Origin of the sequence: Bradyrhizobium sp. 187, from assembly GCF_023101005.1 — a bacterium.
Taxonomy (GTDB): domain Bacteria; phylum Pseudomonadota; class Alphaproteobacteria; order Rhizobiales; family Xanthobacteraceae; genus Bradyrhizobium; species Bradyrhizobium canariense_D.
Genome location: NZ_CP064694.1, coordinates 14,909 through 26,995 on the forward strand (window position 1 = coordinate 14,909; position 12,087 = coordinate 26,995).

Here is a 12,087-nt window from a genome sequence, read left to right on the forward strand (position 1 = left end):
GCATGCCGTGTACCCGAAATTCGTAACTACGCGAGAAAGCCGTGGCCCTGAACGACCAACAAGCGATGGCGTCAATCACGCCTGGCGCGCCGCAGGCGATCCACGACACGATCGCGGCAGACGCGCGGGAACTGTCGGCGAAGCTGCACGCCCACCGAACGAAGCTGTTCCCGCCAAAGGCACGCAAGCATCTGCGCCGCTTTACATCTGGCGAAGTCGCTAAGCTCGTCGGCATTAATGACGGCTACCTCCGCCAATTGTCGCTGGAGGGCAGGGGTCCTCAGCCGGACACCAGCCCATCGGGTCGAAGGTCGTACACGTTCGACGATATTCAAAGTCTTCGTGCTTATCTCGATGAATCCGGCAAGGGTGCGCGCCGATACCGACCGTATCGCGTTGCGGGCGAACAGTTGCAAGTCATTGGCGTCGTTAATTTCAAGGGAGGGTCCGGTAAGACCACCACCGCCGCGCATCTCGCCCAACATCTCACGCTACAGGGCTATCGAGTGCTCGCGATCGATCTGGATCCGCAGGCCTCGCTCTCCGCGCTGCACGGCTATCAGCCCGAGTTTGATGTCGAGGAAAACGGAACTCTGTACGGCGCCATCCGCTACGACGATGCGCGTCGCGAACTGAATGAGATCATTCGGCAGACTTACTTTTCGGGGCTCGACATCGTTCCCGGCAACATCGAACTGATGGAATTCGAACATGAAACCCCGAAAGCGCTAGCTGCGCGCCAGTCGGGTGACCCGCTGTTCTTCGCCCGCGTTGCCCGTGCCCTCGCCACGGTTCAGGAGCGCTACGATATTGTCGTGATCGATTGTCCGCCTCAACTCGGATTTCTCACGCTTTCTGCGCTCTGCGCAGCAACGGCAATTCTGATCCCTGTGCATCCGCAAATGCTCGATGTCATGTCGATGTGCCAATTTCTAATCATGACATCCGACCTCCTTGCCGTCGTGGCCAAAGCAGGCGGCAACATGAATTACGATTGGATGCGCTATCTCGTAACGCGTTATGAGCCCGGCGATGGACCGCAGGCCCAAATGGTCGGCTTTATGCGCTCGCTGTTTGGCGACCGCATGGTCACGAACATGATGCTGAAAAGTACGGCGATCTCGGACGCCGGCATCACGAAGCAAACGCTCTATGAGGTCAGCCGAGATCAGTTCACGCGCGCTACCTACGACCGCGCCATGGAATCGCTAGACAGCGTCAATGGTGAAATCCAAAGCCTCATCCAGGCTGCGTGGGGGAGGGCCTAATGGGTCGAAAAAACCTGCTTGCGGACCTCATTGATGACAAGTTGACCGCGGTCAACGAACCCTCGTCAGGTGAGCCCAGCGACAATCGCAGACCAACCCAGCCAACACTTGGGTCGCGCGGAGCGGTCGGCGCCATGAGCCGTTCACTCGAGATGCTGTCCGCGGAGCGCGATGCCGCCAAGGCCTTGACCGAGCAACTCACCACCGGTCAAACCGTCGTCGAGATCGCCCCAGATTTGATCGACGCCTCGATCGTTCCCGATCGTATGACGAGCGTGGACGAGAAGCACTCTGCCCTCGTTGAATCGATCCGCGCCAATGGGCAGTTGGTTCCCATCCTCCTTCGCCCGCATCCTTCCAGCCCGGGCCGGTTTCAGATTGCCTATGGCCATCGTCGCGTTCGTGCGCTCGCCGAACTAGGCCGCCCTGCGCGGGCCGTGGTCCGCGACCTTAGCGACGAAGACCTGGTGGTCGCACAAGGCAAGGAGAATGGTGAGCGGGAGGATCTGTCCTTTATTGAGCGGGCAACTTACGCCGCCGCGCTCGAGGATCGTGGATTCAAGCGCGAGATCATCATGGCGGCGCTCAGCGTCGACAAGACGGAGCTCTCCCGCCTCATCACGGTCGCGCGAGCCCTTCCCCGGAGCCTACTCGATGCAATCGGGCCAGCGCCAAAAACCGGCCGCCGGCGCTGGATGGAGTTGGCAGAGCGGCTTGTAGGTCGCAACGACCAAAAGGTATTGGCCGACAGCGTTGCCAGCGATCGGTTTGAGCGCGCTACTTCCGATGAACGGTTCGCGATAACTTTCGCCGCGCTGGCGCCCCGCAAGCCCAAAGTTGCACGGCCGACAACCTGGGCGGATGACGGAGGCAAAAAGATCGTGAAGATTGAACGTCGCGCAGATCGCATCACGCTAGCTGTCGATGAAAAGGCCGCGCCTGCGTTTGGAGACTTTGTGATTTCGCGGCTGCCGGAACTCTACCGGGCATTTCTCGATGGAGGCACCGATGAGTGACATCGGGCGTCTTGCCGCTTTGGATATGGCGCTGCCTGGACCTCACACGGTCGGGCAGCGCGATGCGTACCCGCGTTTCCGTCCTCTCACCGTAGGAGCATAGCGGAAAAGAAAAAAGGCCCCCGGAACGTCTCCGTCCGAAAGCCTTCTCTCGTCACGTTTGGCGACTGACAGAGAATCACTTTCACGAATCGCAGTCAAGCGTCTTTAGCGACGGCACCGTTTTGGTGAGCGGATTTTCTTTGCCCGCATGAGGCAAAGACATGCAGTCACACTCCCCAACGACGCCCTTTGGGCGGCGATCGCTGACGCTTGCCCATGTGGCAAGCCAGATGGTCGCAACCGAACGTCCGCCCGAAAAGATCGTCCATAAGTGGAAGATCTTCCACGCCATCTGCACGGCACGGCCGCGCCTTGGCGTGTCGGAGCGCTCGCTCTCGGTCTTGAACGCGCTCTTAACGTTCCATCCCGAGACCGCACTGACGGGGGCAGGCGATCTGATTGTCTTCCCGTCCAATCATCAACTCAGTCGGCGGGCGCACGGCATGCCAGCGTCAACGCTGCGACGTCACCTCTCCGTGCTGGTCGACGCGGGCCTGATCGTTCGGCGCGACAGTCCCAATGGCAAGCGGTATGCGCGGAAGGACAATGCCGGCGACATCGAGCTCGCCTTCGGCTTCGATCTGTCGCCGCTGGTCGTGCGCTCGGAGGAGTTCGAGAGCCTGGCAGCCGATATCGAAGCCGAGGCCCGCGGACTCAAGCTGGTACGAGAGCGCATCACGCTGTGCCGGCGCGACATCGCGAAGATGATTGCAACTGGCATCGAGGAAGCCGTTCCGACGCGAAGGGGAGGGCAGGGTCCTGCCGATTGGCAGGTTGTGCACGCTGCCTTCCGCGCGATTGTCGATCAGATTCCGCGCACGGCTACGCGCCAGGACCTCGAGCCGATCGCCGACGAGTTGTCTCAGCTTGCCGACGACGTGCTCAATCTTCTGGAAGAACACATCAAATCCAAGAATCAGAGCGCCAATGAGTCCCATTCTGAGCGCCACATACAGACTTCAAATCCAGATACCCCAATTGATCTTGAACCTGTCTTCCGAGAAGGCAGGGCGGCGGGAGCTGAGCCCAAACCTCAACCGTCGCGAGTCAGGGAGGGGGCCTATCCGTTGGGAATGGTTCTGAGTGCGTGTCCAGACATCGTCGATTATGCGAAGGGTGGGGTTTCGAACTGGCGCGATTTCCTCGCTACCGCGGCCGTTGTGCGATCGATGCTGGGGATCAGTCCGAGCGCCTGGGAGGAGGCTCAAAAGGTTATGGGCGAGGTGCCCGCGGCCATCGTCGTCGCGTGTATCCTGCAGCGCGGGACGGCGATCAATTCCGCCGGCGGCTATCTGCGCGGTCTGACGCGAAAAGCCGAGGTCGGCGAGTTTTCGCTTGGCCCGATCCTGATGGCGCAGATCAATTCTCGCCGCCGAGACAAGCAGCGGGCGTGAGGCGATGAGGCGCCGCCCCCAAACCTTTACGTTTCTCGTGGATCGAAGAGGCCAGTCCAACCGGCTGCGGCGGCGTCGACGCAAAGCTGTTTCGCAGAGATCGTCATGGCAAAACACCACCCGATCCTCACTCTGTTTTCCAGCCTCGTCATGGAGGCGCCGCTGAGCAGCGGATGGACGCGGCGCGGTTCGCGGATGGGGGGCCGAGCCCTGGGGACGCTAATCCCGTTGGATGGGAGATGGTCGAGCACGCCGTTAGAGAGGCCAATGAAGAGACGAGATCGGTGCCGCGATCGCCGGACCGTTCCGCTCGATGCGAGTGGGTGCGGTTTTCCTTCGACGGCCGGCAGTCAGGCCAGCAACGTTCTCAACTCCTCCGGAGCACCAGTAATATCGATCTACGTACAGCCTCGCAGAAGATCTCCAAGGCGAGGCGAGTACCTGTCTATCTTAAGCGGGACGATGCGACGCCTCAAGGAACGCACTTTCACTCCATCGGATAGGGCGGGATTGACCAGCAGCATCGTGCTTGGAATGACAGCCCTTTTTCAAATGGACGGATGCTGCGCCGCTGCACCCGGGCGCTGACCTCTTCCTGCCGCTGCTGGAGGAGTGGACAGCCATGGAAGACTATGAACCGATTCGACGGGATAAACTTGGCCGAGGCATTCGCGCGATTTGGATCCGAGGACGCATTGTCGGCGATCGAGCGGATATTGAAGCAGGTGCTTGGTTTGAACGATATCGATCTCTAGATTCTGACACGGCAGCACACGTTGGGCATGCACTGACGACGTTGCGTGAAAGACAGCATCTTCTGCCGCTTTCATTTCTCGAGAGAGTGGTCGCCCGATGGTCCTACAACGAGGCATCCGGAGCCGTCTCTATGATCGCCGCGCACGGCACGCAAACCGCGCTAGATGTATTGCTGGAAATCCACACGGGCGCCACCATCTCGCTCAAGGGAGCGGTTATGGATTCGCTAGAAACGCTGGCGGGCCGGTTGGGCGTACGAATTCGGCTGACAAGCAAGGGCAGAGTTGAATCAGCAACAATTGAAGTAGCGAGAATCGAAGATACTACTAGGAAGTGGGACGAACCTCCGCTTAGTGGGCGCCACAAAGCAATACGTTCTAATCTTGATCCGAAGGCCCCTTGTGGTCTACTGTCCTTAGTCCTAGGACAACGGACGAGAGCGAATCCGTATGAAAAGTCAAGACGTTGTTATATTGCTGAAGCTCGTGAGCCTTGAGCAGGCCAAAAATGAGGGCGACGTGCATCTTGGGGAGGCTGCGCATAACGATGACCCGTACTCAGTACGCAGCCTGGAATCAGCCCTTGGTATCAGCAAGACAGAGGTCAATGCGTCGATTAACCGGAGCGTTTCGTCGGGCCTTGCGGTCAAAGATCGGGAAACCGGCCAGGCAAAGCCCAACCGCCGCGATCTCTATAATTTCGTGGTGCACGGATTGAAGTTCGTTTTCCCGGCTAAACCGGGTGCGATGACCCGGGGCATCCCCACCGCCTTTGCGGCCGCCCCGCTTAAAAATCTTCTGATCAGCGCAGGAGAGTACATTTACGTCTGGCCGTACGCCAAAGGCAAGGACATGGGGCAGGCGGTAGACCCGCTGTTTAAAAGCGTACCCCAGGCCATTCAAAAAGACGATCGCCTGTACGAGTATCTGGCCCTTATCGATGGTGTCAGGCTTGGACATCAAAGGGAGGCTGGGCTCGCGGCCGAGCGTTTATCGGAAAGGCTTCTCAGAAAATGACCACCGTTAAAGGCCAATTGCTTCATATGTTGCAAACGGTCGCGCAGTCTTTGGGAGATGAAGTGCGCGAGCGGCTGGTGTTTGTTGGCGGTTGCACAACAGCCCTTTTCATTACGGACGAGATCGTGCTCGAAGGCGTTCGGGCAACCGATGACGTGGATCTGATCGTTGATCTCGTCGGGCATGCGCAATGGGCTCAACTGCAAGACCAGTTGCGTCAGAAGGGATTCGTGGAATCTCCGGAAGACGAGGTCATTTGCCGCATGCGGCTCGGCGACCTCAAAGTCGATTTCATGCCGGATGATGAAAGCATTCTCGGCTTTAGCAATCGCTGGTACGCCAAGGGCATCGAGACGGCGGTCACGTGTCACCTGAACGAGACATTGAACATCAAGCGCCTCACGCCGGAACTGTTCGTGGCGACAAAGTTGGAAGCATATCTCGGCCGCGGCAACGACGATCTCCTAGGCAGTCGTGACATCGAGGACATCCTTCTCGTCGTTGACGGGCGAGAGGAACTCGTGGCTGAAATCCAAAACGCAGACGATGATGTTCGCTGCTACATTGCAGAGAAGTTCAAAGCGCTCTTAGGTCATGAGGATTTTGATCATTTTCTCGACGGCAATATCAAGGGACCTGAAGGCCGGGTCGATATTGTACGAGAGCGCTTTGTCGCCATAAGCCAGAGCGATGCTGGCGAGCAAGAGGGGAATGGAAATCAATAGGCACAGTGAGCAAGGAAAGAGGACGCGCGATAACCCGGATTGCGGCGGAGTCGGAGTGCGCGCCGATGCCGTGTTATGTCTCCTTCTCGACGGTTCAACCAACAAGCGGTGACCTTGCCCGCCAGATTATCCGCGATGTCGTAGACTGGTGCGTCGCCACAGACGAAGCCGCAATGGCAGAAAGCCTCAGCCGGCAATTGCGCCGCACTCATCGCAGTTTATCCCGGCTATTTCCGCGGGACAGCGTGAGCTACGTGCTCGCCCAACGTGGTGAACCAACGCCTGCGACTCGCCTCGGTTTCGCCCGCGCTGCTCGACGTCTATGCCGACGAGGGCATGTCGCTCGAGCAGTTGATGGCCTTCGCCGTCAGCGCGGATCACGGCCGCCAGGAACAGGTCTGGCACACCATCTCCGGCTCTTGGCAGAAAGAGCCTTATCAGATCCGCCGCATGCTGACGGAGAAGTCGGTGCGCGCCTCCGACCGTCGCGCCATGTTTGTTGGCCTAGATGCCTACGAGGCGGCCGGTGGCGTGGTGCTGCGCAACCCGTTCCAGTCCGAGGACGGCGGCTGGCTCGAGGACGTCGCTCTGCTCGACGGTCTGGTCGCTGAGAAGCTAAAGGCAGAGGCGGAAACGATCGCCGCCGAAGGCTGGAAGTGGATCGAGCTCCCAGGGTGCGAAGCTCATAGGCCAGTACGACAGCTCAGCGCTTTGTCGCTGGGTGGCATCCGACCGCTCGCCTGGACCTGCGCAGCAACACGCGCTTAGCCCTACGTATCTTGCGGCCGAGAAGTCGATTGGATGACTCCAGTTCTCATGTGATCCATCGTGAAATCCGAACCTGCCATCGGATTACTTGATCTCCGTCACCAAACGATTGCGTCCCAACGATACTGCGTCGGCCGCACAAATGCTGACCTCCAGTGGATAGGGACAATGACACTCTCAGAAACGAACTTTCGCTTACTTCGAACAATCAAGAATGTTGTTTTGACTCTTGCGTCGGCGTCTCTCGCGTCGAGTGGGGCACAAGCTGCTGACCTGCCAGTCAAAGCCAGAGCAGTGGAGTACGTGAAGGTTTGCTCACTGTACGGCGCTGGCTTCTACTACATCCCTGGCTCGGACACTTGCATCAAGCTTGGCGGATATCTGCGCGCTGACTTTGTCGCGAATAGCAACAGCGATTTTGACCCGGCCACCAATGGCGTAGCGGGAGCACGCAACCGTCTAGGCAACAGCTACACTTGGCGCGCTCGTGAAGGACTGAGCATCGACACGCGCACCGCGACCGAGTACGGCCTCGTTCGCACCTATTTCTCGGGCGTGTTCACCTGGACGTCAGGCGGCTATACTGGCGCCGGCACGAGTGCCGTCAATGGGGCGACCGCTTACACAACGTCGACAGCTTCACAGGTCGCTGGTGGTTCGCTCGGCGTCTACTCCGCCTTTATCCAGTTCGCAGGCTTTACGATGGGTAAGGCCGTCTCACAGTTCTCGGCGCCCTGGACCAACTATCCAGGCAACGAGTTCGATGATCTTCCGGGCGGCGGCGGATGGGTCACCGGCGTGAACCAGTTCACCTATACCGCTGACTTCGGACAAGGCATCACGGCCGCTTTCTCAGCCCAGGATCAGGTCGCCTACGGCACGACCAATATCTGGAATGTAAGCGGAGCAACGGCGGCCGCTCTCGCCACCGGTGCGTACGGTACTAGCAACATCGGCGGTTCATCGTCTCCAGACCTCATCGCGATGGTTCGTATTGACCAGGCGTGGGGTCTCTTCCAGGCGTCGTTCGCGGCGCACGACAACCATGCTGGGTACTACGGTGGCGACGAAGCGACCGGGCATCCGGACGACAAGTGGGGCTGGGCTGCTGCTTTGGCCTTGTCAATCAAGAACATCCCGACCGGAGCCGGTGACACGATCAACGTGTCAGGCGCTTATACCAACGGCGCGACCCGCTACAACTTCAACGATTTGATGCCAACCAGCTACGCGATGTACGGCGGCACGGGGCTGGTAGGTGCTTATCAGAGCGTCGGCTTGGCGGGCTTGTCTGACTCCGTGTTCGTTGCCGGTGCGGGCCAGGAGCTAACCAAGACGTACGGCTTCCATGCTGGTTACACCCACAACTGGGATCCTCATTGGAATAGTGCCATCTACGGCGGCTGGGGCGCCGTTCGGTATAACAGCGCAGCGAAGGGCTACATCTGCGGTGCATTCGTAGCCAACCTTGCGCTGTCGAGCGACAATGGTGGCTGTAATCCTGATTTCAACTATGGAGTTGTCGGCGTCGTCACGCGCTGGACACCGGTCAAGAACCTGACCTTCACGGCAGATCTCGCCTACACCATGCTTGACCAAAAGTACGCGAGCGGAAGTACAGTGACACTGCCTGTGCAGTCTGCGGTCGCCAAGCCGGCGGCTCTTTACGAATTGAAAGATCAGAGCACGCTGACCCTGCTCTTGCGGGCTCAGCGGAACTGGTGAGGCTCTGTCTAACCCAGCGGAAGGAGAGAAGAGGGCTCAAAGAACGAAGTTAACCTCCAAGGAGAGGAGGCCTCCGGCATGCCCGCCGGGGGCCTTCTGCAGGTGCTCCTTTGTCACGTAGGGACGCCGCCGAGCCGGCGAGAGGATGAGAAGACGATGGAGAATCGGTCATCCCGGCGCATGCGAACCCGCCAACCTGGCATCCGGGCCAGAAGCCGGATGCTGCCAAACCCTGACGCTCGTCCGCAAAGTGCAAGGCACGGACTTCCCTCGAAACCAGCGACGGTTTATCTTTCCACTGCAACTCTTGGAGCGCGGTCAGCGCGTCATGCAAGGAAAGATAGTTTGCGCTATCTATTCGAAAACTTCGTTTTAGATACCGACCGCCGTGAGCTCCGGCGAGGACTTGACTTGGTCCCGACAGCCCCGCAGGTCTTCGATCTACTTGATCATTTGATCAGGCATAGGGAGCACGTAGTCACCAAAGACGATTTGATCGGCGCGGTTTGGAATGGACGCATCGTTTCGGAAGCCGCGCTGACAACCCGCGTGAATGCCGCTCGGGCCGCGATCGGGGACAATGGCGACAAGCAACGCCTTATAAAGACATTGCCGCGCAAAGGCTTCCGCTTCGTTGGCACGGTGCACGAGGGTCAAAGCGCCGACACAGGGTCATCGAACTCGGCGCTGAACGAAGACACAGCACAACGGCCATTCTCACCGGCTCACCTTTCAATCGTTGTTTTGCCTTTCACCAATCTTAGCGGTGATGCAGAGCAAGAGTACTTCGCAGATGGCGTCACTGAGAGCCTTACCACCGACTTATCACGGATTAGCGGTTCGTTCGTTATCGGCCGGCACACCGCCTTCACTTACAAGGGCAAGTCAATCGACCTCCAACAAATTGGTCGCGAACTCAATATCCGCTACGTGCTCAAGGGTTCGGTGCAACGAGGTGGAGCCCGCCTTCGAGTCAATGTGCAGCTGATGGACGTGGATAGTAGCTGCTATTTGTGGGCCGATCGTTTCGACAAACCCGTCGCTGACCTGTTGGAAATGCAAGACGAAATTGTGAACAGACTCGCCCGAGCTCTCGATGTCCAACTGGTTGCCGCAGAGTCACGTCGCGCGGCAACAAAGTTGCATCCCGATGCGGCCGATCTCTACTTCCAGGGCCGCTATTCCTTCAACAAGGGATTGACACCCGAATACCTCGCAGAAGCTCGCGGCTATTTTGAACAAGCCCTCGCTATTGATCCCGATCATATCGATGCCTTGAGCAGGACGGCGACGGTCGAGGCCGCACTTGGAGTGTTGTTCTTAACCGATAACCCCACGAACATCTGGCAGCAGCAGAAACAAAGGTGATAAGGGCTCTGTGTCTTGCTCCCGAGCATGCATGGGCTCATCTCACCTTGGCCATCGTTCTTATCTGTACCAATCGCGTACGCCTGGGCATGGCAGAGTGCGAGCGAGCCTTGGCGCTGGATCCCAACTTGGCTGATGCTTACGAGATGCTGGGCGTTGCGAAGAATTACATGGGTCGCGCCGCAGATACTGAGACCCACATCAATGAAGCCCTGCGGCTCTCTCCTCGCGATACCTCCGCGTTTCGATGGATGAATACGGCGGGCTTTTCCAAGCTGGTGATCGCTGCCGACGCTGAAGCAGCCGTCTGGTTTGCTCGAGGTATCGAAGCCAACCGAAATTATCCGCTCCTGCATTTTGGGTACGCTGCAGCGCTTGCGCTTCTCGGAAGGTTAGATGAGGCGCAGGCCGCGGCGAAAAGAGGACTTGCACTCGATCCAGGGTTCACCATCCGCCGCGTCAAAGAGGCTCCAATGATCGGCGAGCCGGCGTTCGTCGCAGGGATCAAACGCTTCGTCAAAGGGATGCATATCGCCGGAGTACCGAAAGGATAATCGCAGCGACTACTGTTTGCGCAATCGCTTCGATGAGTACGCCGACTTCCGAGACGGCAAAGAGGTTCAGTTCGGGTCGACAACGGCCTCGGTCGCCTCCGAGCTAGGCGAAAAGCAGATGTGAGGCAGCGGGAACGGACCGGATAACAGGGATTGTGAGGCAGCGGCTTTCCTCCACCGACGGTCCCGTCAAAGCGAGGAAGGTCTATAAGAGCAAATTCCATCCCGGTTAACGCTGTGAACTGTTGCGAGTCGACGGGGCTCATTCGGCTCGCGTCTTTGAAGCTCCGGGTTGCTTCCTCCGGCTGTTCAGCAATCTTGTCGATCCAGCCTCTGTAGCTCCACGGAGACATGAACTGGCTTGAGCACCGACCGCATGATGACCATCTCATTATCAGCCTGACATCGTCGGCTGAAAAAGCCGAAATTGATGCAGGCGGCGCCAACGTGTCCGGTTGACGCTAAACGCAGTAGCCGAACGGCTTCCTTTCTTTCGAATTGAGGGTCGATGGCGTGTTGTGAGCAATCACGAACCGCGATTTGATCACCGGGAGCCCGGTCGTCATCTCCTCAACGATCCCTCCGCGAAGTGCGCCTGCTCGGATCGTCAGACATCGTCGCGAGCGGCAGCATGGCGATGGAGGGCTTGTCCGGTGCCGCACCGGCGCCCTGGGGCGCATCGTCCGGGCTCGCAGCCTCTCGCCCCTGCCGGACGGCGTTCGGGCGGTTGTCAGCGCCGCGTCAGATACGCTGCCCTTCCCTATGGTTTTGATGAGGTCGTCCTTGCTGACAACCCGCTCCCGTTTCGGATCAGATAATCGGCAAACCCAAATGCCTGGGGCGCAACGAAGACGGCGTCCATCTCGATGCAGCCCGAGCCTGTGACGAATACGATGCGTCAAGCGGCCTCCGATGGTGAGGCCTGTAGCACCAGCTGGAGCGCAAAGAATATGCCGTTGGTAAGGAAAACGTAAGCCGAACGTTAAGCGCGCTGGCTGACGCACTGGTATCGTCGCTGCACAAGAACGCCATCGAAGGAGATGGGATGAGTACGACGTGCGGTGCAACAAGTTCGAGGCAGACCCGCCCGCTACGAGAACTGCCAGGAAAGCGGATCGTACGAGCTATCCAGCCTGTCCCAAGCGGCTGCAAGATGCTGAATTTCGACCTTGCGAACTGCACTATCAAGTCGCGAAGGTCCCGATCATCTAGTCGGATCACCATGGCGATGCTGTGCATCGCAAGCACCTTGCTATTCGCGACGGAAGGCAAAGCCCAAGCACGGCCCGAGATGGCCTGCAGAAGCAACTGAAGCTTAGGACGCCTCTCACAGCCAGCATGCCGCACATTGTAGTCAAATCGGCCTTCGATGTTCCGGTTTGGCGAACCATTGCA

At 58.7% G+C, this 12,087-nt stretch carries 9 protein-coding genes and 1 pseudogene; all 10 read left to right on the plus strand.

Going from position 1 to position 12,087, the window contains the following annotated elements; genetic code table 11:
* Nucleotides 1–65: 65 nt before the first annotated feature.
* Nucleotides 66–1,268, plus strand: a complete 1,203-nt coding sequence (gene repA, locus IVB19_RS37245) for a plasmid partitioning protein RepA (RefSeq protein WP_247384282.1) — start codon at nt 66–68, stop codon at nt 1,266–1,268.
* On the plus strand, nt 1,268–2,284 hold the full coding sequence (repB, locus tag IVB19_RS37250; RefSeq protein ID WP_247822139.1) for a plasmid partitioning protein RepB: 1,017 nt from the start codon (nt 1,268–1,270) through the stop codon (nt 2,282–2,284). The genes repA and repB overlap by 1 nt, the downstream gene beginning before the upstream one ends.
* A 263-nt stretch (nt 2,285–2,547) precedes the next feature.
* Entirely contained in the window at nt 2,548–3,780 is a 1,233-nt protein-coding gene (gene repC, locus IVB19_RS37255; protein WP_247822140.1) for a plasmid replication protein RepC, read from the plus strand.
* A 622-nt stretch (nt 3,781–4,402) separates the two neighbouring features.
* Entirely contained in the window at nt 4,403–5,032 is a 630-nt protein-coding gene (locus tag IVB19_RS37260; RefSeq protein WP_247822141.1) for a hypothetical protein, read from the plus strand.
* The gene (locus IVB19_RS37265) at nt 4,986–5,552 is read left to right on the plus strand and encodes a hypothetical protein (protein ID WP_247822142.1); all 567 of its coding nucleotides are present in this window, start codon (nt 4,986–4,988) and stop codon (nt 5,550–5,552) included. The genes IVB19_RS37260 and IVB19_RS37265 overlap by 47 nt, the downstream gene beginning before the upstream one ends.
* Complete coding sequence (locus IVB19_RS37270; RefSeq protein ID WP_247822143.1) at nt 5,549–6,277, plus strand: hypothetical protein; 729 nt, start codon at nt 5,549–5,551, stop codon at nt 6,275–6,277. The genes IVB19_RS37265 and IVB19_RS37270 overlap by 4 nt, the downstream gene beginning before the upstream one ends.
* A 264-nt stretch (nt 6,278–6,541) precedes the next feature.
* Nucleotides 6,542–6,946 (plus strand): annotated as a pseudogene (locus IVB19_RS37275) (DNA-binding protein); the annotation flags it as partial.
* A gap of 267 nt (nt 6,947–7,213) precedes the next feature.
* Nucleotides 7,214–8,770 carry a porin gene (locus IVB19_RS37280; RefSeq protein ID WP_247822144.1) on the plus strand — a complete coding sequence of 519 codons (1,557 nt, stop codon included), beginning with the start codon at nt 7,214–7,216 and terminating at the stop codon, nt 8,768–8,770.
* Between the two features lie 345 nt (nt 8,771–9,115).
* Nucleotides 9,116–10,138 carry a winged helix-turn-helix domain-containing protein gene (locus tag IVB19_RS40545; protein ID WP_346283673.1) on the plus strand — a complete coding sequence of 341 codons (1,023 nt, stop codon included), beginning with the start codon at nt 9,116–9,118 and terminating at the stop codon, nt 10,136–10,138.
* 110 nt (nt 10,139–10,248) lie between these two features.
* A complete protein-coding gene (locus IVB19_RS40550) occupies nt 10,249–10,692 on the plus strand; it encodes a hypothetical protein (RefSeq protein WP_346283674.1) in 444 nt (147 codons plus the stop codon).
* Nucleotides 10,693–12,087: the final 1,395 nt, after the last annotated feature.